Source organism: SAR324 cluster bacterium (genome assembly GCA_015232315.1).
Lineage (GTDB): Bacteria > SAR324 > SAR324 > SAR324 > NAC60-12 > JADFZZ01.
On sequence record JADFZZ010000042.1, the window covers coordinates 1 to 21,909 of the forward strand.

At 45.2% G+C, this 21,909-nt stretch carries 20 protein-coding genes; 8 read left to right on the plus strand and 12 right to left on the minus strand.

Annotated elements, in window-relative coordinates; all coding sequences use genetic code 11:
• Window positions 1–411 precede the first annotated feature (411 nt).
• Window positions 412–1,650 carry a 50S ribosome-binding GTPase gene (locus HQM11_18980; GenBank protein MBF0353122.1) on the plus strand — a complete coding sequence of 413 codons (1,239 nt, stop codon included), beginning with the start codon at window positions 412–414 and terminating at the stop codon, window positions 1,648–1,650.
• 219 nt (window positions 1,651–1,869) lie between these two features.
• Here HQM11_18980 and HQM11_18985 read toward each other — a convergent pair whose 3' ends face one another.
• From HQM11_18985 to HQM11_19000, 4 genes are all read right to left on the minus strand, one after another.
• A complete protein-coding gene (locus tag HQM11_18985; GenBank protein MBF0353123.1) occupies window positions 1,870–2,949 on the minus strand; it encodes a hypothetical protein in 1,080 nt (359 codons plus the stop codon).
• Window positions 2,922–3,605 carry a hypothetical protein gene (locus tag HQM11_18990; protein MBF0353124.1) on the minus strand — a complete coding sequence of 228 codons (684 nt, stop codon included), beginning with the start codon at window positions 3,603–3,605 and terminating at the stop codon, window positions 2,922–2,924. Before HQM11_18990 ends, HQM11_18985 begins: the two co-directional genes overlap by 28 nt.
• A 74-nt stretch (window positions 3,606–3,679) precedes the next feature.
• Window positions 3,680–5,329 (minus strand): acetyl-CoA carboxylase carboxyltransferase subunit, encoded by a 1,650-nt coding sequence (locus HQM11_18995; GenBank protein MBF0353125.1) that lies wholly within the window; start codon window positions 5,327–5,329, stop codon window positions 3,680–3,682.
• Window positions 5,330–5,455: 126 nt separating this feature from the next.
• The gene (locus HQM11_19000; GenBank protein ID MBF0353126.1) at window positions 5,456–6,832 is read right to left on the minus strand and encodes an SEL1-like repeat protein; all 1,377 of its coding nucleotides are present in this window, start codon (window positions 6,830–6,832) and stop codon (window positions 5,456–5,458) included.
• Window positions 6,833–6,909: 77 nt separating this feature from the next.
• Between HQM11_19000 and HQM11_19005 the strand changes: the two genes are divergently transcribed.
• Complete coding sequence (locus HQM11_19005; GenBank protein MBF0353127.1) at window positions 6,910–7,830, plus strand: methionyl-tRNA formyltransferase; 921 nt, start codon at window positions 6,910–6,912, stop codon at window positions 7,828–7,830.
• Between the two features lie 157 nt (window positions 7,831–7,987).
• On the opposite strand, the gene HQM11_19010 is transcribed toward HQM11_19005, so the two are convergent.
• The 4 genes from HQM11_19010 to HQM11_19025 all read right to left on the minus strand — a co-directional run bounded on the left by HQM11_19010 (window position 7,988) and on the right by HQM11_19025 (window position 11,313).
• Window positions 7,988–8,437: an OsmC family protein gene (locus HQM11_19010; GenBank protein MBF0353128.1), complete on the minus strand. Its 450-nt coding sequence runs from the start codon at window positions 8,435–8,437 to the stop codon at window positions 7,988–7,990.
• Window positions 8,438–8,453: 16 nt separating this feature from the next.
• Window positions 8,454–9,398, minus strand: coding sequence for a calcium/sodium antiporter (locus HQM11_19015; protein MBF0353129.1), 945 nt, complete (start codon window positions 9,396–9,398; stop codon window positions 8,454–8,456).
• 97 nt (window positions 9,399–9,495) lie between these two features.
• A complete protein-coding gene (locus HQM11_19020) occupies window positions 9,496–10,809 on the minus strand; it encodes a VCBS repeat-containing protein (GenBank protein ID MBF0353130.1) in 1,314 nt (437 codons plus the stop codon).
• A 183-nt stretch (window positions 10,810–10,992) separates the two neighbouring features.
• Window positions 10,993–11,313 (minus strand): zinc ribbon domain-containing protein, encoded by a 321-nt coding sequence (locus HQM11_19025; protein MBF0353131.1) that lies wholly within the window; start codon window positions 11,311–11,313, stop codon window positions 10,993–10,995.
• Window positions 11,314–11,425: 112 nt separating this feature from the next.
• Here HQM11_19025 and lptB point away from each other — a divergent pair, with 112 nt between their 5' ends.
• The 3 genes from lptB (at window position 11,426) to HQM11_19040 (ending at window position 14,987) form a co-directional block, all read left to right on the plus strand.
• Complete coding sequence (lptB, locus tag HQM11_19030; GenBank protein ID MBF0353132.1) at window positions 11,426–12,154, plus strand: LPS export ABC transporter ATP-binding protein; 729 nt, start codon at window positions 11,426–11,428, stop codon at window positions 12,152–12,154.
• 395 nt (window positions 12,155–12,549) lie between these two features.
• The gene (gene rpoN, locus HQM11_19035; GenBank protein MBF0353133.1) at window positions 12,550–14,274 is read left to right on the plus strand and encodes an RNA polymerase factor sigma-54; all 1,725 of its coding nucleotides are present in this window, start codon (window positions 12,550–12,552) and stop codon (window positions 14,272–14,274) included.
• An 11-nt stretch (window positions 14,275–14,285) separates the two neighbouring features.
• Complete coding sequence (locus HQM11_19040) at window positions 14,286–14,987, plus strand: PspA/IM30 family protein (GenBank protein MBF0353134.1); 702 nt, start codon at window positions 14,286–14,288, stop codon at window positions 14,985–14,987.
• A gap of 19 nt (window positions 14,988–15,006) precedes the next feature.
• Here the strand turns inward: HQM11_19040 and HQM11_19045 are convergent, their stop codons facing one another.
• From HQM11_19045 to HQM11_19060, 4 genes are all read right to left on the minus strand, one after another.
• Window positions 15,007–15,555 carry a hypothetical protein gene (locus HQM11_19045; protein MBF0353135.1) on the minus strand — a complete coding sequence of 183 codons (549 nt, stop codon included), beginning with the start codon at window positions 15,553–15,555 and terminating at the stop codon, window positions 15,007–15,009.
• A gap of 230 nt (window positions 15,556–15,785) precedes the next feature.
• Entirely contained in the window at window positions 15,786–16,325 is a 540-nt protein-coding gene (locus tag HQM11_19050; GenBank protein MBF0353136.1) for a hypothetical protein, read from the minus strand.
• A gap of 38 nt (window positions 16,326–16,363) precedes the next feature.
• Entirely contained in the window at window positions 16,364–17,095 is a 732-nt protein-coding gene (locus HQM11_19055) for a hypothetical protein (protein MBF0353137.1), read from the minus strand.
• Between the two features lie 226 nt (window positions 17,096–17,321).
• Complete coding sequence (locus tag HQM11_19060) at window positions 17,322–18,116, minus strand: hypothetical protein (GenBank protein MBF0353138.1); 795 nt, start codon at window positions 18,114–18,116, stop codon at window positions 17,322–17,324.
• A 245-nt stretch (window positions 18,117–18,361) separates the two neighbouring features.
• Here HQM11_19060 and cyoE point away from each other — a divergent pair, with 245 nt between their 5' ends.
• The 3 genes from cyoE to HQM11_19075 all read left to right on the plus strand — a co-directional run bounded on the left by cyoE (window position 18,362) and on the right by HQM11_19075 (window position 21,879).
• Window positions 18,362–19,273, plus strand: coding sequence for a protoheme IX farnesyltransferase (cyoE, locus tag HQM11_19065; GenBank protein MBF0353139.1), 912 nt, complete (start codon window positions 18,362–18,364; stop codon window positions 19,271–19,273).
• A gap of 170 nt (window positions 19,274–19,443) precedes the next feature.
• Window positions 19,444–20,133 carry a cytochrome c oxidase subunit II gene (locus HQM11_19070; protein MBF0353140.1) on the plus strand — a complete coding sequence of 230 codons (690 nt, stop codon included), beginning with the start codon at window positions 19,444–19,446 and terminating at the stop codon, window positions 20,131–20,133.
• A gap of 42 nt (window positions 20,134–20,175) precedes the next feature.
• The gene (locus HQM11_19075) at window positions 20,176–21,879 is read left to right on the plus strand and encodes a cbb3-type cytochrome c oxidase subunit I (GenBank protein ID MBF0353141.1); all 1,704 of its coding nucleotides are present in this window, start codon (window positions 20,176–20,178) and stop codon (window positions 21,877–21,879) included.
• Window positions 21,880–21,909 lie beyond the last annotated feature (30 nt).

Consider the following 21,909-nt stretch of genomic DNA (forward strand, 5'->3'; position numbering starts at 1 on the left):
GGCTATTTGCCAAAGATAAAACTGCAGAACTAAACCACTCAATAATGGTCCATCTATACCTTGGATAGTGAGCCTTCTGACTCGCACAGTGGAACTCTGTCCTCATTGCCTATATTTTCACAGTAAGGTTGAGTCAGTTCATGCAGGAAAACCGTGAGATGGAAGTGGAATCTCTGCTGGAAACATTGCTGAAACAGGTCGAACAGTTTGCGGAAGGCCTGGCTCAGGAGGATGATATGTCAGCCATTGTGTTTCGCTATGTGGGATGACAGGTGGGCCTGAGGGAAATCGTTCATAGTGATTTCCATTTCTTGTTTTGTTGTCTGAAATGGGTTAGAAGAAAACAGCCGTCAAACCTGAATAAAGGATCGACCTGTTTTTCAGGAAATTTAAGCACTGAACCGTTTTCACATGGCTCCCATGCAACGACTAACCAAGTTGTTTCAAGACCGTTTTCTGTTTCCAAAAATTACAGATGAAGAACTGAAAGCGCATCTGAAAACCATTCAGGAACAATTGCCTGTTCCGGTCATCTGGTTATTGGGAAAAACTCAATCGGGCAAAACATCTCTCATTCGGGGCTTGACTCAGAACAGCCGGAGTGAGATTGGCGATGGCATTCGCCCCTGCACTCAATCTGCCGTGCTGTATGATTTTCCCATGGAAGAAAATTGTTTTGTGAGGTTTCTGGATACCAGAGGCATCGGCGAGTCAGGCTATGATCCGAAAGAAGAAATGAACCTGTATAAAACACAGGCCCATTTGTTACTGGTGGTGGTCAAAGCCATGGATCATGCCCAGGAGCATGTGATTCAACCGCTGAAAACGATTGCCAAAGAACATCCGGAGTGGCCGATCCTGGTGGTTCAGACCTGTCTGCATGAAGGCTATATCAATCCCAATACCCCCCATTACATGCCCTATCCGTTTGAACAGGAACCCTGGTCCCCTCAGTTGCCCAGAGATCTGGTTCGCTCTCTGCTCAAACAACGTGAAATGTTTCAGGGGTTGAAGGCCCGGTTTGTTCCGGTTGATTTTACTTTGCCGGAAGATGGTTTTGTCCCCCAGTTTTATGGACTGGATCCACTATGGGCCGCTATCGAAACAGCATTGCCGCTTGGATTGCGTGCCATGATCCAGACGGCACCGCATTACCGCAAAGACTTTTTTGATCTCTATAACCGTTCTGCGCATAACCATATCGTGGCCTATTCTCTGGCGGCCGGAGGTTCTGGCCTGGTGCCTGTGCCTTTTGTGTCTGTGCCGTTGGTCATGTCCATCACGCTTAAAATGTTCCAGACCCTGGCCTCAATTTACCAAAGGGAACTCAATGTTCAGCAATTTGCGGAGATTGTCGGAACGCTGGGATTGGGAATGGTGCTTAATCTTGGTGGACGGGAGCTGGCAAAAATCATTCCCGGTGTTGGCTCGGCTGTCAGCGGTATTTATTCTGCCGCCACAACCTATGCTTTGGGAAAGACCCTTTGTGCCTATTTCAGTTATTACACCGAAGATTCCCTGCCGGATAAATCAGTATTTCAGGAATTGTATCAAAAACAGTTTGAGGAAGGACGGGAACTGTTGAAACGCTATCTTTTGCCCTGGCACCCTGAAAAAATGGATCGTTCCCAAGAACAAAGCACTGAATAGACCGATGAAAGACAAGATCTTGGACACCACGTTTTAAGGCGAAAACCGGAAAAGACATACCGGGAATGGTAGCCCCGGGTTACGTCCCGGGGAGGGCGACAAACCGTGGAATCGCATCGGGACGTAACCCGATGCTACCGTCTACTGATTTTGCGATATTCAAAATCTCCCCCTGTGGGTCGGGACGACACCACTTCCAAATTATGCGAAAGCGACTGACTACCGTCTCCGCTTTCCAAAGCCACCAAAACTCTTTTTTGACCCACCAAATGAAGACTTGTTGGACGAACCAAAGCCCTGTCGTTTGGGAGCGGGAGCTGGTGCGACCTGACTTGGTTTTGGAGCGGCTGGTGTCGAAGGTTTGCCAAAGCCTCCTGCGGTCCTGCCGGGATTTTGAGCCTTGAACTGTGTTGATTTGATCTGATTCAGTGATTTTGGTGGAACCTGTTTGAAATTGTTGGAACTCACAGATTTCCCGGTGCTGGTTTTTGCCGCGGTGTTTGATGCTTGTGCCGGAGTGGTTGAAGATGTCACCGCGGAACGATTTGACTGCACGGTAGTCACGGGAACCGGCGGTGAAAAACCACCATAAAATGAGGGACCATAGAACCGTGGTGTGAACAGGGAGTGCATCACCATGGAAGTCAACAGAATTTGCCCGAAACCGACATGGTGATGATAATACGGTGGTGCCCCTGTATACACCTGGGGGTTTGCGGCGGCCTGCGCGTTCATGGTGTTGTCGTCCTCCTTGACAGCGGAGGCGGTCATGATTTCAATGGATTTATTTTCTACAATATCCCGCCATGCGTCCTGATCGCTGGAGGGTGGATAGGAGGTGACTTCAGAGGGATCAGGCACCCGGATCGACAGTTGCAGAAAGTCGCCGCCTTCAGAAGAATCCTGGGGAATGATCAGCACAGGATCTGCCAATCCATCCTCATTCAGGTCAATGGTGCTGACATTTTTAATTTTATTGGAAAGATTGCTGATAAAAACCTTCACAAACTCTTCTTCGCCAACACCTGCTTCCGAGGTCTCTTTCAAGGCGTCCGCAACCATGGCGGGCACAAGTTTGGGATCCAGATGTTGCGTGAGGTCAACGCCCAGTTTATCAAGCGCTTCCTGACTGAAATTGTCACTGATACCAATGGGCGGACTGTCGCTGTCATAGGCGAGTTGTTTTTTTTCCTTGTCTCCCCCGAAAAAAATCCAGTATCCAGCAAGACACAGGGCAATGATGATGAGACCTTTGGTTGAAAAAAGAGTGTTCAAGAAGCTGTTGGGTTGGTTTTCCATGTGTGAATCCTTTGTAATTCCACCCACTCGTCGTCAAAAATAGAGGCGACCGGAGTGATATCAATATTCAAAATAAAGATGATTGTAAAAATCATTGTTTTTTCTTCTTTGGAGATCCGTTCACTGGACAGCAACGATGTTTTTGAAGCTGAGGCGACATCAATCGAAATCTCCAGTAAGGCTTTTTTATATTCTGTCACCAAGGCCGGAGGCAATTTATCCAGCAAGCGTTTTAAGCTCAATAAATGCAGGATGATATCCTCTGACGTTCCTCTTTTAATTTGCTGGAACAGTTCTTTTTGTTCCATAGGAGCAAGCACCATCAGTTTGATAAACCGGTCACCAAATAATTCCCGCAATTTGTTCAATCCGCGCTGAATGCTCATTTTTTCCTGAAGGGATATGTGAGCGTCGGCATAGCTGACCAGAAAAATAACGAGATAAAATGATTTCTTTAAAATCTCTATTTCACCGTCAGACAGCGACTCCATGGTGCGTGACAGATTACCGGTCACATCGGGCAGATAACGCACGAGAATTTTTTCAATGGTCTCTTCTTTCGAAAGACCTAACCGGTTGGAGTATAAAGACAATCTCTGCCAAACGGGAAATGGCAGAGACAGTTTCAGTGTTTTCTTTTCCTGTGATTCATCCATGCGACCCTTAACCTGGAAAGTAACAATGATCCGTCATGACAGGCGCATGACGGAAGTTTTTTTCAGGTATTTTCCTATTCACGTTGCGGGCCACTCATGACGCATGGTTTGTAATGCCTCAGCAGATACAGCAATGTATTGCCCAGAACCTTACGACTGTAACCTGGCAGAACAAGGCGAGACACTGAACCCAACTTCAGCGCTTCTTCAGGGTTCATCAATTCTTTTTCATAGCGGGTTGTGAGGGCCTGCATGGTTTTATCACGCAGTGCGTTGGCTTCGGCCACCGGCATGCCTTTTTTCAGATTTTCCTGATGGGATTTGAAGATATTCTTCCATTCATCCTTATACACAAACTGTCGTCCGGCAGGCCCCATGACCGCAATCCGCGCGGTGGGTAACGCAAACACAAAATCAGCGCCCACATGATAACTGTTCCAGGAGGCATAGGCCCCGCCAAAGGCATTACGCAAAATCAGGGTGATGCGGGGAACCCGGAGATCGACGATGGAATCCAGTAATTCACGACCCGCCTGCACAATTCCATTGTGTTCCTGCTCTGAGCCGGGCGCAAAACCAACGACATCTTCCAGAAAGATAGTGGGTGTGTTGTAGATGTTGCAGAAGCGGATAAATTTTGCGGCTTTGCGGGCCGCATGAACATCGATATTGCCGGAAGCGACAAGGCTGTTGTTTGCGATGATCCCGACCACATGGCCACCAATACGGCCAAACGCGGTAATGACCTGACGTGCACGCTGAGGTTGAACTTCAAAGTAATCGCCATAATCCACAAACTGCTGAATGAACAGTCTCATATCGAAAGGCGTGTTGAAGCCTGTCACAGGATGGGTGAAACTCTTTCTCAGTAATTTGGATTCTTCCTCAATGAAATCATTCATTGAAAAGGAATTGGGCTTGAACGGGGGTGACGAATGATTGTTGTTTGGCAAATAACCCAGCAAACGCAAGGTTGTACGTAGCGCAGCCAGTTCGTCAGGCGAGGTCAGGTCTACAACACCACTTTGGGAGTGTACTTTAGGTCCGCCGAGGTCATCTGCTGAAATATCTTCGGCCATTGCTTCCTTGACCACATTCGGACCTGTCAGTCCAAAAAAAGTATTGCCCGGTTGAATCAGAAAAGATCCCTGCCGTGGGAGATAGGCTCCACCACCGGCATTGTAGCCGAACATCAGCATAATCGAAGGAACAACACCGCTGATTTTTCGCATGGCGCAAAAGGCCTCGGAATAGCCATCCAGTCCACCAACCCCAGCCGGAACATACGCGCCAGCGGAATCATTCATTCCGATCAAGGGGATTCCATGCTCGCCTGCCATTAAAATCTGGCGTGCCAGTTTTGCTCCATTGGTGGCATCCATGGAACCGGCTCTCACGGTAAAATCATGGCCATACAATGCGACATCCCGACCATCAATATTCAAAATTCCAGTCACGATGGAGGCACCATCCAGTTCGGGTCCCCAGTTCTGAAAGGTAATGTGTGGTTCTTCATGTGTGAGAACCTTGATCCGTTCCCAGACAGTCATTCTGCTTTTCATATGTTGAACGCGAACACGGTCAGGCCCGCCGCCCAACTGCGGTTTCTCAATAAGTTCTTCCGCACGGCTTACCATGGAATCATAAGTTTCTTCCGCCAGATTGACAAAAGTGCGTGGAGGGGGAGCTATTTCAAACGGATTGTCCAGACTGAATTTTTGCATGCAGGCCTCACAGGAACGGGTTAATTGAAAAAAAATTGGTGAGAGTACATTGATAAAGGCTGATTTGGTCAACCTTGTTTAAAATGATTCCGGTATTGTTTTCAAGAGAAATATTTTTCTTCAGGACTATTCAGTCTCCATCAGATAATCGCCTTCAGGCGAGAGGAGCGGGATCAACCAATCTGGAAGTCCTATTGATCCATTCAGATTCACCCCTTTCAGATTTGCCCGTCTTAAATGAATATCCTTGATGCGGGCTTGTCTCAAAATGGCTGATTCCAGATCAGCGCCATTCAAATTGGCTTCTGTCAGAAAGATGCCACTCAGATCGGCATTGATAAACGTGGCGCCATTCAAATCCGCATGGTACGCGAAGGATCCATTGAGCTGCGCTTTATTGAAGTTTGCTTCCTGTCCGTTGATCAATTCCATATTAACCCCCAGTAAGAGTGCGTCTTCCAAAATGGCATTCTCCAGCACGGCTTCCTTGAGTTTTGCTTTGGATAAATTGGCTTGTGACAGATTAGCACCGGTAAAATTTGTTTTTTCCAGATTGGCCTTGGAAAAATTGACACCAGATAAATCTGAAAAACTGAAGTTTGCTCCAGACAGATTGGATTCCTGAAAATCACAATGCTTGTACAGGTGCTTCGGTTTAGGGGCACTGCAATCACCGTCAGGCAATGTTTTAACTTCTGATGCCTGAGGGGGTATGATTGCCTTGGCCTCTTCCGTTTTCGAAGAAAGTCCGGTGTCTGTGGCTTGAGTGGGCTTTTCAGAAATCTGGCTGGCTGGCAATACGGGTTGAACAGGTTTTTCTGTTGGTGTCGGCGGAATGATTGTTACATTTGGATTTTGTTGTAAATTTGATAAATGTCGTTTTGCGTTGAGTTCGCCCTGTTCAGCGGCTTTTTCAAACCATCCGGCGGCCATCGGGATATTTTGTTCCACATATTTCCCCTGTTCATACATCAAACCAAGATAATACTGTGCCGAAACGTGATTTTTTTCAGCGGCTTTGATGTACCATTTATAGGCGGTTTCATAATTCTGGGCCACGCCTCTTCCATAATAATACATGAATCCCAGGTAGTATTGTGCGGATGGGTGGTTTTTTTCAGCGCCTTTATAAAACCATTCAATGGCTGTGGTGAAATTCTGGGCGACACCTTTGCCATAATAATACATGAATCCGATATAATATTGGGCTTCCGGATAGTTCATGCGGGCTGATTTTTCAAACCATTCTACGGCCTTTTCATAATCCTGGGGAATGCCTCTTCCATAATAATACATGAGGCCTAATTCATACATCGCGGCCAGATGATTCTGGTTTGCGGCTTTTTGATACCACTCGACGGCTTTTTCATAGTTCTGAAGCATGTTGTCTGTGCCGTGAAGATAGGCTGTGGCCTTATTATACATCTGCTCGGAGGAAAGTTCTTCCTGAGCCATTGCGGAAAAGCTCCAGAAGAGTATTCCCAGACAAATAAAAACTTTCATGGAGGTTGCTTCCTGAAACAGGTTGAGGTAATGATTTCCAGAACGTATCTTTCAATTTTTTCACGGCAGAGGTCAAGATGAATGTAATTTTTATGGGTACTCCTGAAATGGCGATTCCTTCATTGGTTGGTATTATGGCGGCTGGTGGAATGGTGCAGGCTGTTTATACTCAGCCAGATCGTCCTGCTGGAAGAAAAAAAATCATGACACCTTCTCCCGTGAAACAATTTGCGCTCGACGCCGGGTTGCGTGTGGAAACCCCCGAAAAAATCAGGGATTCCGTGTTTCTGGATCAAATTCGGGAACTTAATCCGGATGTGATTATCGTCTGTGCTTTCGGTCAGATTCTTCCTCAGACACTGCTTGATATCCCGCTGAAGGGGTGCTTCAACTCTCATTTTTCGTTGTTGCCACGCTGGCGGGGGGCGAGTCCGATCCAGGCTTCCATTTTGGCGGGAGATTCGGTTACAGGTGTCACAATCCAGCGGATGGTGCTGAAACTGGATGCGGGACCCGTGGTGATGCGCTCTGAGAAGGAACCCGTTTTGCCCGCAGACACCTTTGAATCCCTGAGCGAGCGTCTTGGCAAAATTTCTGGAATGATGACCGCAACCCTGATCAGAAATCTGGAGCATGGCATGGTTGAAGGACGTGTTCAGGATGAGTCGCAGGTGACATTGTGTAAAATCATTAAAAAAGAAGAGGGGAAAATCAATTGGAATGAGGAGTCCGCAATTCAAATTGAACGTAAATTGAGAGCCTACTCTCAATGGCCGGGAATCTATACCATGGATACCCGACAAAAACGCCTCCAGATCACAAAATTATCCGTTCGGCCTGATCAATTAGTGCCTGGTGTGGTGAATTCCGGCATGATCGTCGGAACAAGGCAAGGCAGTGTGCAAATTCTGGAAGTCAAACCGGAAGGAAAAGCACTGATGTCTGCCGAAGCATTTGCCAGAGGATATCCGGATTTGATCGGCAGTCAGTTGTTGTGAGGTTATACTTCGGACGGGTGAAATCTGGAATTTAAAGAGTTGTGTCATACCGGACCTGATCCGGTATCCAGAGTCCACAGAGCGCCGCATACCCATGGATTCCGTGTCAAGCATGGAATGACATTTTGCCTGGTTCCACCTTTTAACCGTTGTGAGGTTATAACGGTTGGATCACAATCTCGGTGGTCACAGAACTGGCAATGAAGCATTGCTTGTGAGCCAGTTCATGCATGTCATGAAGTTCCTGCTCTGTAGGCAGATTGACACCACCAAAGGTGATGTCCGGTCGAAGAATGACGCGGGTCATCATCATTTTGCCGCTTTCGTTTTTTTCCAGATAGCCTGTAGCTTCGTCATTGTAAGCATCGACAATGAACCGTTTTTTGGAAGCGATGGCCAGGAATGTGAGCATGTGGCAACTGGAAAGCGAACCTGTGAACATTTCTTCAGGATCCACACAATCTGGCGAACCGAAAAACGCGGTTGCGGCAGAGCCTGAAATGGTTTGTCCATTTTTATAACGAACTGTGTGTTCCCGGTTGTAAGTTTTCCAATCAAAATCAGCAGTGGTTCGTTGCCAGACAAGCTGTGTTTTGTGTTCAGACATAAAAAACCTTTCAACATCAATTGTTCATGACCAGGTAGGTCAGATAGGCACCATATCCTGTCAACAGCGCAACCCCTTCCCACCTTTCAATTTCAAGTCCGCTCCATGCCAGTGGCAACAAAAACAGAGCTGTCACCAGCATCACACCATAATCCACAAGACTGAAGGCTTCCGATGAAATAGGTCCCAGCAAGGACGCAACACCCAGAATGCCCAGGATATTGAAAATATTGGATCCCACTACGTTACCGATAGCCATATCCGACTCACCTTTCAAAGCCGCGGTGATGGAAGTCGCTAACTCAGGCATACTGGTGCCTACCGCGACAATCGTTAATCCGATAATGGCATCACTGACCCCGAAATATTTGGCGAGATCCACGGCGCCATCAACGAACAGTGAACCTCCGGCCACCAGCATGATCAAGCCACCCACGATCAGGATGCCGCACAGCCATGTTTTTTCGCTGAGTCCGCCGGCCTGCTCAGTGATTTCACCTTCAGCTTCAGGATTTTTTTCCTTCGTTCCCTGAATGTAGTTATAAACGGTATAGGCGATAATACCCGAAAACAACAGCAGACCATCCCACCATTGCAGGGTATGATCAAGCAGCAGGATCCAAAGGAAAACGGAGACGCCAATCATGATCGGAATATCTCTCCGGATTACCTGAACCTGAACTTTCAGGGGTCGGATCAGTGCGGTAAGGCCAAGGATGAGCGCGATATTGGCAATGTTTGAACCGATCACATTCCCAAGGGCAATCGCGCCGTTGCCACTGAGGGATGCTTTGGCACTGACCGCCAGTTCCGGCGCGCTTGTTCCGAAAGAAATGATCGTCAGACCAATGATCAGCGGGGGAACACCAAATTTAAGGGCTAGCGCAGAACTGCCCCTGACCAGAATATCAGCACCGATTGTTAAAATAATAAACCCGGCGATCAGGTAAACAACCATCATAGTGATTCCTTCAAGTAAAGGTGAGTATTGTAAGGGATTTAGAATACACTTCTTTTATTGACATTTTTTTTTCACAACGCAATAGCAAAGATAACATTTATTGAGATAATGAATAAGCTTGTCCCAGCATCACAGCCATGGTTTTTCTGAACGGCAGTGAAATCCACAGATCGGGGAAGGTATCCCCGTTGATATCATTCACATGAAGAAAGGCCGGAGGACTTCCCATGGGAGCTGTTGTCGCCGCGATAAACCGCGAGATAAAGGCCTCCTGTGTTGTGATCATTTCCTGATTTCCCTGATGCTGACTCAAAATCAACGCAATATCCCCTGTTCTGCGAGAGAGTGATACCGTGGTAAAAATAAAACTGTTTCCGATGATAAAATCGGAGAAGTTATCCTTGTTCAAATCCGCAATGACTATTTGTTCCGGACCATTTCCCGCACCAATTTCCAGTTTTCTGAAGGAAAAATCCCCGTTTCCATACAGCAGGGTCAAGGTCTCAGCGGCTTGCGTTGTGATTGCCAGATCGCTCTTGCCATCACCATCCCAGTCTCCGGATTTCATGTCTTGAGGAATCCCGCTGAGTGTCATGGTGACAACCTTTTCAAAATCACGGCCATTGCCGGGGTTTTTCCAGATTTCAAGAAGTTTTTGATCTTGCGACAAAACAGCGAGATCAAGGCTGGAATCGCCATTCCAGTCGTCGCCAATAACCCGGATTGGCAGAACACCGGTTGTTACAATCGCGACAGGAAGGTTAGAAAAAATGCCATTACCATCATTGAACAGAATGGTGATGGTGTTGCTACCATAATTTACAGTTGCGATATCGGTGAACTGATCATGATTCCAGTCTCCGGTCGCAAGAAATAAGGGAAGGCTTTCAACAACATAGGTCAGCGATTTGAGGAAAGCACCATCCCCCACTCCATTCCAGAGTGTGACCGTAGACGAACTTGTATCTGAAACCGCAAAATCCTGAAAGCCATCGGTATCATTGTCAAATTGACCTGAAACCATGTGTTGACGCCAAAGGATGATGCTGTTCGGGTCTGAAAAGGGATAAACTGTTTCAGTTTCCAGCAAGGCTTCTACCGGAGTCATTGAATCGATATCCGGTATGGTTTTGTGAAGGCGGATGGTTCGGTCTGTCAGTAAATCAGCGGTGGGCTGGGTCAACGGTGAGGTGACTACAATGCCATCGATGTGACTCCCCCCCTTCCACCCTAGAGAGGTGATAAACATCGGGTTTTCTCCAGCGGAAATTTCGTAGGGCGTTTGGAAGAACGTACCCGTGGTTGCGGAGGGTTCGGGAGATGGTGCTTCATTACGATGATCCGAGGCACAATCGGCTAAAAACAGCGTGGAAACAATAAGCAACAGGGAAAAATACCGGCTTGAATTCACAACGATCCTTGGAAAGAAGGGGCCTGAAATTAAATCATGAAGGTGACTCTCAACAACATGAGTGTGACATGTTCATTGATGATTCCGTTTTATGAACCATCATATCAGAGGAAGCAAGAGTTTTATCATGGACGAGAGGCAGGGAAGGGAAATCTCCCGTTGAAGAACGGGAGACTTACTTGACTATGTAGTTGGCGTGGGGCTGGCGCTGGTACTTGGTGCCGCGGCAGGCGTTGCCTTGGACGCCTCACTGCCGCTGTTTCCGCTCTCTGCAGATGAAGTTGCTTTAGTACTGCTACCTTTGCCCTCTGAAGACGTGCCGCTCTGGGAATAGCCATCCTTATACCAACCACCACCTTTCAAATGAAAAGCACTGGCTGAAACTTTGCGGGTAGCAGTTGGTTTTCCACAGGCAGGACACGTTTCTGTGGGTGAATCACTGAATTTTTGGAGCTCTTCAAATTCATGATGACAATCACCACATGAATACTCATAAATTGGCATATTGACTCTCTCCATGAAACCATTATTATTCGGACCCTTCTCAGGATGATATGATTTGGCACTCTATTATCACAAGTGCTAAGAGTCAATTATAAAAACATAGGGATTATTCATGAATGGAAAACGATTGATCGCCAAAGAACTTGTAAAAACATACAAAGGTCGACGTGCGGTGAAAGGGGTTTCCATTGAAGTCGCGCAGGGGGATGTTGTAGGACTTCTCGGACCTAATGGCGCAGGCAAAACCACAACTTTTTATATGATTGCCGGTGTGATTCGCCCGGACACTGGCAGTATTTTTCTGGATGATCTGGATATCACCCAATATCCCATGCATCGTCGAGCAAGATCGGGAATTGGTTATCTGTCTCAGGAACGCTCGATTTTCAGAAAATTGACTGTTGAGGAAAATCTGCTGGCGGTCATGGAAATGCTCAAAATCAACAGGGCTGAAAAAAACAGGCGTCTTGAGGAATTGTTGCGTGAACTCGGAATTTATCATGTCCGGAAAATCAAGGGATTCGCGCTTTCAGGAGGCGAAAGCCGAAGGGCTGAAATTGCCAGGGCACTGGTCCTGCAACCATCTTTTATCCTGCTGGATGAGCCGTTTGCCGGAGTAGATCCGATTGCGGTGTGGGATATTCAACAGATCATTCGCCAGTTGAGTGAAAAAAATATCGGGGTGCTGATCACCGATCATAATGTCAGGGAAACTTTCGGGATTATTGATCGGGGTTACATCATGAATGAAGGTGACTTACTGGTGCAGGGAACACCCGATCAACTGGCCGTCGATGAACAGGCGCGTCGTGTTTATTTAGGTGAAGGCTTTGAAATGTAATCTTGTGCGCATCTTGTTGACTTTTCCAACCTGATATCTTATGCCAAAACTACGTTAGGAACGACAAAAGAATAACTGCCCAAAGTTTTTTACCACACTTCCCTTGCCCAGGTCTGTAGAGACGCGCTATAGCACGTCTCTACGAATGCCCGGCGTGAAATGTTTTTTGAAAAGTTATGGACGTTATTGTGTAAGCGTTCAGCCGTTAGCTGTCAGTTTTCAAGAATTCTCAAGGCCTGGAAGCCAAACAATATTATCTGCTATTGAGTCATAATGCTTCTGAAGCGCATAAACACCGATAGCTGAATACTGATAGCTGAGCGCTTACGTTATGTTGAGTATTCCTTAAGGATAAATTAAACAGAACACAAAATCATGGATGAACAGGAATCCCTATGGCAATGCAAATGAAGTTGCAGATGCGGCTAAGCCAGCAACTGATCATGACCCCACAACTGCAACAGGCCATCAAGTTGCTTCAACTCTCCAGAACAGAACTGGAAGATCTTGTCAATCAGGCTCTTATAGAAAATCCTGTTCTGGAAGAATCCATGGATATTGATACGTTTCCTGCGGAAGAAGGGCAGGATATTGATTCGACTGAGAATTTTGATGTGGTTACGGAAGAACCTCAAGTGTTTGAATCAGTACGAGAGGTTGAAAAGGATTCTTCGTCAACACCAGAAGAAATCGACTGGCAGCAATATCTGGAGTTTGATGGAAACTATAACGACCGCAAACATAATGTGTCAGATGATGAACTTCCTTCCTTTGAAGCCACGTTAACCCGGACAGAATCACTGGTGGATCATTTGGCATGGCAACTGGGAATGGGGGACTTTGATCCGCTGGAAATGGAAGTGGGAGGATATCTGGTCGGGAATATCAATGATGATGGCTATCTGGCTATCAGTATTCGGGAATTACTGGAATCCAATAACGAACTTCAAGAGGCGATTCTTGAAAAAGTATTCGAAACGCCGATATCTCAATGGGCGGAATTTCCTGTGGAATTGTTTGATCTGAAATATAAAGTCGAACGTGCCTCACACGATTCAGGCAAACGCAAAAAGAAAATGGATGACGAGATGGTGGATGAGTGGGATGAGGATTTCGACCTCGAAGAATTGGATGAGGACCTGGATTCACCGGAACCGGAAATAGAAGCTATTGTGCCAATGTCGATGGATGCCGCTATTTATGTGGAAAGGATCCTGCGGCAGATCCAGCAGTTTGAACCCAGTGGGGTCGGTGCAAGGAGTTTGCAGGAATGTCTGCTGATTCAACTGCGAAATGCCGGCCTGCAAAATGATTTGAGTTATCAGATTGTAGAACGTGACATAGAACTGCTGGAATCCAAAGATCTGAAAAAAATCGCCCGACGTCACAAGCAGGATCTGGATCATGTCATTGAAGCATATCGCGGAATAATGACGCTGGAACCCAAACCCGGTCGTCTGTTCAGTTCAACACCCGCACATCATTACATTGTCCCGGATGTCTATATTTACAAATCCAATCAGGAATATAAAGTCGCACTCAATGGACAGGGAATTCCAAGGTTAAGAATCAGCCATTATTATAAATCGCTGGCAGATCAGATGGCTGAAGACGGCAATCTGACCAAAGAGTATATTCAGGAAAAAATCAAATCAGGCCAATGGTTGATGAAAAGTATTGAACAGCGTCAGAAAACCATTTACCGTGTGACACAAAGTATTTTGAAATTTCAGCGCGAATTTTTTGACAAGGGAATCAATTATCTCAAGCCTCTGGTTCTCAAGGATGTCGCTGAAGACATCAGCGTGCATGAATCCACGGTAAGTCGGATCACCACCAATAAATATGTGCATACCCCTCAAGGCATTTTTGAGCTGAAATATTTTTTTACAAGCGGTATTGACCAGGGCGAAGGTGGCGAGGCTATTTCATCCAAAAGAATCAAGGATATGATCACACAACTGGTGCAGTCAGAGGATCTGAAATCACCTTACACAGACTTGCAGATTGCTGATATTCTTTATCAGAAAAGCAATATCAAAGTTGCACGCAGAACAGTCGCCAAATACAGGGAAGCCCTGAATATTTTACCTTCCAACAAACGCAAACAATTATTTTAACCGGAGTTTTTATGAATATGTTTACAAGATTTTGGAATGTGATCCGATCCAACATAAACAGCCTGCTGGATAAAGCGGAAGATCCTGAAAAAATGTTGACCCAAATGATTTCTGATCTGGAAGACCAGAAACGCCAGGCCAAGGAACAGATTGCTCATGCTCTGGCAGACCAGAAACGTCTTGAACGGGATCTGGTGAAGGAAAAGGAAGAAGTCCAGAAATGGGAACAAAAAGCGATTCTGGCGATTCAGCACAACAAGGACGATCTGGCCAAGGAAGCACTGGTTCGCAAAAAAGAGCATGAACAGAGATCCATGGAGTTTGAAAAACAGGTTCAGTTGCACACCAGAAACACAGATGCTTTGCGTGATGGATATCAGAAACTGGAAGATAAAATTGAAGAAATCAAACGCAAAAAAGGGTTGCTGGTGGCAAAACAAAAACAGGCTCAGGCCTCGCAACAACTTTACCAAACCCTGGAAGGAATGGGAACAAACTCTGGCGGCGCGATTGCGACTATTGATCGGATGGAAGAAAAAGTTGAACAGATGCAGGCTAAATCAGAAGCGTATCAGGAACTGTCGCTGGACTCTGGAAAAGACAGTCTGGAAAAACAATTTGCGGAACTCGGAAGTCCCACATCAGGCTCTGTCGAAATGGAATTACTGGAATTGAAAAAGCGCGCAGGACTGCTTGAACACAAAAATTCCTGAAACAGAAGGCTCCCGGAATCTATGGGAGCCTTTCCAGGAGCAACAAACCTAATTGCCACAACACAAATAATCCTCCTGAAATTCCAAATAATCCCCATATAATCATCCATCGACGTTCTACGGCAGGATCCGCAGTGCTTATTGTCTGATGCTTCAGGCTTAAATGCTTCAATTCGGTATTATCCAGCAATAGATCCACCATGATAAAAAACCGTTGAAGTCGATCGGGTTCAATCATAGGCAGATCCTGAAGATTACGTTGTTTCCAGTAGTCAAATTCCTGAATGAAGCCATCTGTGATCTGCAAATTGGGCGACTGTACCAGTTGCAGGGCCTTTAAGACCTCAATATCATTGGCGAGGTCCTCATCCAGAAGGTGCGAAAAAGAATGGGCCAGCGTTTCAGTGATATCGCACAATGAGTTGGCGAGTTTATTCCAGTTTGCGTCTCTTTGGAATTTACGACAGGAATAACGTTTGTTCCAGCAATAGGTCAGTGCGTGAAGAATGTTTTGGTGAAGGTCTTCATCCCAGTGAGGTGTGGGAAGCATAGCTGTTGAATCAATCATATATTTAGTTCTATCGGAGTTTCAATTTCAGAAGTTTATTGCTCATTTTAAAACCTCAAGAGTTGTAAGTTTTCAGTTATCAGCCTTCAGTTTTTTGTATCTCATTGAAAATGAAAATTTTCTGAATATCAAACTTTCAAAGAAGCTTTTATGCTTATATATAAAATAATAATAATTTCAATCAGTTCAAAATACTGAGAACTGAAAGCTGAGAACTTTCCACTGTCGAGTTAAAACATAAACCCCAGGATAACCATTAAATTGGAATACTGACGTTCCACAACTATTGAAGATCCGTCATCAAAAGTAAAGATTTCTGAGTTTGTGGATTCCTCCTGCCAGCCAACAGAAAAAAGATAAATACTATATTCAAACATATATCCCACGCTGGAACGCACTCCTGTCAGAAATGCGGTTCTGTTTCTTCCCTGAATCGAGTTTTCCAGACTGTTTTTTAGTTGGACACTGTGCAAACTCTCCAAAGTCCCGCTACGCGCAAAAAAACCACCAAGCTGGATTCTGAGATAAAGTGGTTGCGAATTTTCTACAGTATGTTTGAAATTCTCATCGGTCAGATTTTCTGTGTCACGGGATGTTCCAAGGGAGATAAAGTCAAACAACCACACTTCAATGGCGAGTCCCCGCCGGAGAGAGGGTTGACTGGCTGCATAAACGTCAGTTTCCAGGGAAAAAGTACGGGCATTGAGCAGAGAGGGACTCAGGATAAGCCCTAAAAAGAGCATAAAACTTAAAAACAGGAAGGTTCTCATGGCCGGTCCCCAAGGTGGCAAGACGATTAAACAACGATTTACCAATGAGCAAAAACGGCAACGCTGAATCCTCCGGTCAATGAAACGGCCTCATGCTGCACCTGATTATTTCGGGTGGTCGGAAGGCTGCTGGAAGTGGCTTCGGCCGTGATGCTCAAAAACTGAAATCGCATTCCCACATTTTCCAGAATCCAGTCCACTCCGATTTTCAGAACCTGGGCAGGAATGGTGATGGTGGAACTTTGATTGCTACGGAATCCTGTCAGCGTATCATACTGGTCATCGTCCCGTTCACCGCCATTACTGAAAGCCTGTGTTGATAAATAAGTTCCTGTCAGAACTCCAAAAAATGGTTTCCATCCACCACTTTCATGATTGCCGAAATACATGTTCAATCCGGACAATACACCTGTTTGAACGGTTTGAACAACATCTCCGATTTTAGTGTCCTGATCATCCAGACTCCTGGTGAAAAAAGTGAAGTTCTGTCTGCTGGGGGTGGTGCCAATGTCCACCTCAAAACCAACCACACCAAACATGATCCACTCGAACATCAGATCGGTAGCGATCATGGTACCGGTATAAGTTTCCATGACAGGTTCCTCGGCTGTTTCAGCGGTTTCATCAGCAAACCGCTGCGTTTCATACAGATAATTGATATCACTGTTGAACCGATTGAGACCCAGTTTCATATTTTTGGTTTTTTTGGCGCCATAGGCTGTTCCTGTCAACAGGAGCAGTCCCATCAGTAGCAGAATGAAATTACGCATAAAACCTTTGTTGTTACCGGATTAGAGATAGGATGGAAATTCCCTTGGTTTTTAGATCGGCAGAACTTCAAAAATCTTTAATCATCGAATGATTTTTATGGAACCCGGGCTTTCCTTGAGGCGGGAAGGTATCAGGCCGTGTCGTTAATCAGGCCTCAAACCACTGATATTGTGGAAACTGTATCATTCAGCGAGAAGAAGTGCCTGAGTGGTTGACATTGGCGGCTCAGGGAGATTCTTCTTGCGGACTTAATTCTATTTGAAGGATATGCCATTCCTCTGTTTGTTCAGAGGGTTGTCGGAGGAGATTCATGTTCACAATCCTTGATCCCAGTTTGCCTTTCACCTGGATCTGGATTTTCGCGGTAGGTGGCTGGGCACTGAAATCAAAATCCATTTCCGGTTTTTTTGATTCCTCAAAATCGCCAATTTGTTCCAGCAGTGGTTGATGATGCTTTAATTGCTGAAGAGCTGTTTGATAGGCGGAGGACTTTTTGATGATGTTGTCCTGAAATAAAATGGCTCCAAAGAAAAAACCAAACAGGATCAGATTTGCCAGCAGTAATCGCATCGGAACACGCAAAGCTCCGGGATGATCAATCACCACAGACTGAACTGTTTTATCACCCCATCGCCTGGCATAGGGGTCCATCAACAAAAATAGGACTTCTACAGGCAGTAAGATCAGAAACAGGTTCCTAAATATTTTTGTAAACCAGGCGGGTTGGTTTTCAATAGCTTTCAGGTTGCGCAGACTCATGCCCAGAATCAGTTTACCGGGACTGTTGAACGGAAAAATATCCCGAAGAATAAGCCATGTCAGCAGTCCACCATAAAAAACCACAAGATTGGTAGATTGGGGTGTTGTGCTCAAATCCCAATTATCCGGTTTGAACAGTTGATTGGCGCTATTGATCATCAACACTCCGATGATGAGATCAAATAAAAAACCAAACACACGTTTGCCTTTGGAGGATATTTTAATTTTTTCAGGAGCTGAGGCGGTGTTTTCTGAGGACATTATTAAACCTTGATGGATGCTTGTAGAAATAATTGATTAATCCCGTGCAGAATAGATAAAACATAGAGATTGTTCAAGTAGAGAATCTCTCTCAATGAAGTTCAGCTCAGGATTATAAAGAATAAGCTTTTGTCTTGCTATCGGGAAAAACCTTCTGTAGTACTTCCGCAAATTTCCCAGTCGTGCATCTCCTGATGCGTCATCATTCTGCGCTTTCCAGCAGAGTCCAAACTCACATGGGTTTTATGAAAAACAAGGCCATGGTGGCAAATGATATCATTTCCATGACTTATTCTAAAAGTGTGTCTTATCTGGCTCTTACCAAACCACGCTTGCTCATGCTGGTGGTAATGACCACGCTGGTCGGATTTCTGCTTGCTGTCCGTCAGGATCATCAATGGTTGCTGATGTTTCATCTGCTGTTGGGAACCACGCTACTTGGTGGCGGAGCGAATTCGCTGAATCAGTGGTATGAATGGGCTCAGGATTCCAGAATGCGCCGAACCGCGGAACGCCCCATCCCTTCAGGAAAATTATCGAGGGAACAGGCCTGGTTGTTTGGCGTGACCATTTCTGTCACAGGCTTGCTCTATCTTGCCATGGCGGTGAATTCTTTGACTGCGCTCCTTGGTTTTTTGTCATGGGGAATTTATCTATTCTGGTATACGCCATTGAAACAGAAAAGTGTTCTGAATACATGGATTGGAGCCATCACCGGTGCTCTGCCACCTGTCATGGGCTGGACTGCGGTTGAGAATTCAATGGGAACCATCGCGCTTTGTTCCTTCGGGATTCTTTATTTCTGGCAATTACCTCATTTTTTTGCCATTTCATGGTTATGCCGTGATGATTATCAGAAGGGCGGATTCAAAATGCTGTCGATGGGGGATAATGAAGGTTCAGCGACAGCCCAACAGATGTTGCTCAATACACTACCTTTGATTGTCTTTAGTATTATCCCTTATATGACAGGATTTTGCGGAGACTCTTATATGCTGACCAGTATTATACTGGGCGGTATTTTTTTGTTTGGTGTGGGACGTTTTTATTATTTCAGAGATAATATCAGCGCCCGCTGGGTGTTTATCATCTCAATCATTTATCTGCCAATTCTATTGTCTGTGATGGTGGTGGATCGAATGCCAATATTAACTTGATCATAATCGGGAGATTTATGTCAGAAATTTCAGAGTCAGACGACTTGGCAAAAAAGTCATTTCAAACGACATTGATTTGTTGCTTTGGGTTTATTATTGCCACGGTGTTGTACGTTTTGTAAGCCATGGCCATTTGATCATTTTTATCAATCAAACATTAGGGAGAAAATATGAACATATTTCCAGTCAGTGCCTCAACCTTCAGTGGAGACATAGATGGATTATTCTGGTTGGTGACGACCTTGGTCGGATTCTGGTTTATTCTGTCTGAATTGTTATTGTTCTATTTAATATTTCGATTCCGACGCAAAAAAGGCGTTAAAGCTCAATATATTGCGGGTGAGTCCAGAAAAGAGATGGCCTGGATTTTTGTACCGCTCTTTTTTGTGATACTTTGTGATATCAGTATTGATTTGAGAACTCATAGTGTGTGGCAAAAAATCAAGGAAACACTTCCACAGGCAACAGAGAAAGTACGCGTGATCGGGCAACAATGGACTTGGGTTTTTGTGCATCCCGGGCCTGATGGAGTGCTGGATACCTCTGATGATATCGAAACAGTCAATGAATTGCATGTAAAAGTTAACACAACAACCCATTATGAATTACAGTCTCGTGATGTTCTTCACAATTTTTCAGTACCAGTGTTTCGTCTAAAACAGGACGCTATTCCAGGCCGTGCCATCACAGGCTGGTTTGAAGCCACTCAAACAGGTGAGTATGATATCCAGTGTGCTGAAATGTGTGGTATTGGTCATGGTTTGATGGGAGCCAGAATTTTTATTGATACGCAAGAACAGTATGAGACGTGGATGGCTCAAGAAATTCAAAAACAGCAAAATTATGTAGCATCCAAATAATTTCGTGCTTAGAATTAATTTTAACTTTGATAAGGAGGATCAATGAGTAAAACAGATCATCAGGTTCATCCCTCGGATCATGGTCATGGTCATGATCACGAAATGAATTTCTGGAGTAAATATATTTTTCCACTGGATCATAAAATGATTGGTTTGCAGTATTTGTGGACTGGTCTGTTCATGGCTCTGGTGGGTGGTTTTTTCGCATATGTGTTCCGGATGCAATTGGCCTTTCCGGGAGAGTCTGTGCCAGGTTTTGGTCATGTCTCACCAGCAAGCTATAATGCGTTGATCACCAATCATGGAACCATTATGATTTTTTGGGTGGCCATGCCCATGCTGGTCGCAGCCTTCGGAAACATCCTGATTCCCCTGATGATTGGTTGTGACGACATGGTATTTCCCCGATTGAACCGGTTGTCCTATCAAATCTTTTTTATTAGTACTGTGTTGCTGTTTGTCGGATTTTTTGTTCCAGGAGGAGCCTTTGGTGGCGCATGGACATCCTATCCACCACTTTCTGCCCGTGCGGAATACAACCTGACTCCATGGGGAGCATCCATCTGGTTGTTGGCTGTCGCACTTGAAATTGTCGCGTTTCTTCTTGGAGGAATTAATTTTATCACAACAACCATGAACTCCAGGGCTCCGGGAATGAAAATGATGGATATTCCCATTGTTGTCTGGATGATCAACATTGCGGTGGTATTATTTATGTTTTCCGTCGGTCCACTGGTTGCTGGCGCTGTGATGCTGTTGTTTGACCAAACGATTGGAACCAGTTTTTTTGTGCCTTCCGGTGGGGGGGATCCTGTATTATGGCAACACCTTTTTTGGTTTTTTGGACACCCTGAAGTCTACGTAATTCTTTTACCGGAAATGGGTATTGTCGCGGAAATCATCACCGTGTTCTCCAGAAAAAAACTATTCGGTTACAAGATGATTGTATACACAACATTCATGGTCGGAATCCTGAGTATGATCGTTTGGGCGCACCATCAATTTATTGCAGGTATTGATCCGCGCATGGCATCCATTTTCAGCTTTACCACCATTTTGATTTCCATACCTATCGCGGTAATCTTTTTTGCTTATATTGCGACATTGTACGGTGGCAGTATTGAATTTAAAGTACCCATGCTCTGGGCCTTGGGGATGATCGCGGAGTTTCTGCTGGGTGGCGTGACCGGAATTTATCTCGGAGCCAGCGCACTGGATGTCTATTTTCATGACAATACTTTTGTAGTTGCTCATTTTCACTATACATTGATCCCCGTAGTGTTTTTTGGCGGCTTTGCCGGAATCACTTACTGGTATCCCAAAATGTTTGGGAAAATGATGAGTGAGACTCTTGGGAAATTGCATTTCTGGGGAACCACGATCTTTTTTAATGGAATATTCATCCCCTTGTTTTTCCTTGGATTGGCCGGGCAACACCGCAGAATTTATGACTACAGAAATTTTCCTGATTTGGCTGGAATGCAGGATTTGAGGATATTTGCCACAATGTGTTTGATTGGATTACTGATTTCACAGATCCCATTCATCATTAATTTTGTCAGAAGTATCAAAAACGGAGAAGACGCCGGAAAAAATCCATGGAAAGCTAATACCTTGGAATGGATCACCGCATCCCCTCCTCCTCATGGAAATTTTGCTGAAATGCCAACTGTCTATCGAGGTCCTTATGAATACAGTGTTCCGGGACGCAAGGAAGATTTCTGGCCACAAAATCAGCCTAGTTAAATTTTAAGGAATTAAATCATTCATCGTTTT

Bases quoted from the DNA above. Each gene is read 5' to 3' on its own strand.
- HQM11_18980 (MBF0353122.1), top strand. From the start codon at position 412: ATGGCTCCCATGCAACGACTAACCAAGTTGTTTCAAGACCGTTTTCTG.
- HQM11_18985 (MBF0353123.1), bottom strand. From the start codon at position 2,949: ATGGAAAACCAACCCAACAGCTTCTTGAACACTCTTTTTTCAACCAAA.
- HQM11_18990 (MBF0353124.1), bottom strand. From the start codon at position 3,605: ATGGATGAATCACAGGAAAAGAAAACACTGAAACTGTCTCTGCCATTT.
- HQM11_18995 (MBF0353125.1), bottom strand. From the start codon at position 5,329: ATGCAAAAATTCAGTCTGGACAATCCGTTTGAAATAGCTCCCCCTCCA.
- HQM11_19000 (MBF0353126.1), bottom strand. From the start codon at position 6,832: ATGAAAGTTTTTATTTGTCTGGGAATACTCTTCTGGAGCTTTTCCGCA.
- HQM11_19005 (MBF0353127.1), top strand. From the start codon at position 6,910: ATGAATGTAATTTTTATGGGTACTCCTGAAATGGCGATTCCTTCATTG.
- HQM11_19010 (MBF0353128.1), bottom strand. From the start codon at position 8,437: ATGTCTGAACACAAAACACAGCTTGTCTGGCAACGAACCACTGCTGAT.
- HQM11_19015 (MBF0353129.1), bottom strand. From the start codon at position 9,398: ATGATGGTTGTTTACCTGATCGCCGGGTTTATTATTTTAACAATCGGT.
- HQM11_19025 (MBF0353131.1), bottom strand. From the start codon at position 11,313: ATGCCAATTTATGAGTATTCATGTGGTGATTGTCATCATGAATTTGAA.
- lptB (MBF0353132.1), top strand. From the start codon at position 11,426: ATGAATGGAAAACGATTGATCGCCAAAGAACTTGTAAAAACATACAAA.
- rpoN (MBF0353133.1), top strand. From the start codon at position 12,550: ATGGCAATGCAAATGAAGTTGCAGATGCGGCTAAGCCAGCAACTGATC.
- HQM11_19040 (MBF0353134.1), top strand. From the start codon at position 14,286: ATGAATATGTTTACAAGATTTTGGAATGTGATCCGATCCAACATAAAC.
- HQM11_19045 (MBF0353135.1), bottom strand. From the start codon at position 15,555: ATGATTGATTCAACAGCTATGCTTCCCACACCTCACTGGGATGAAGAC.
- HQM11_19050 (MBF0353136.1), bottom strand. From the start codon at position 16,325: ATGAGAACCTTCCTGTTTTTAAGTTTTATGCTCTTTTTAGGGCTTATC.
- HQM11_19055 (MBF0353137.1), bottom strand. From the start codon at position 17,095: ATGCGTAATTTCATTCTGCTACTGATGGGACTGCTCCTGTTGACAGGA.
- HQM11_19060 (MBF0353138.1), bottom strand. From the start codon at position 18,116: ATGTCCTCAGAAAACACCGCCTCAGCTCCTGAAAAAATTAAAATATCC.
- cyoE (MBF0353139.1), top strand. From the start codon at position 18,362: ATGAAAAACAAGGCCATGGTGGCAAATGATATCATTTCCATGACTTAT.
- HQM11_19070 (MBF0353140.1), top strand. From the start codon at position 19,444: ATGAACATATTTCCAGTCAGTGCCTCAACCTTCAGTGGAGACATAGAT.
- HQM11_19075 (MBF0353141.1), top strand. From the start codon at position 20,176: ATGAGTAAAACAGATCATCAGGTTCATCCCTCGGATCATGGTCATGGT.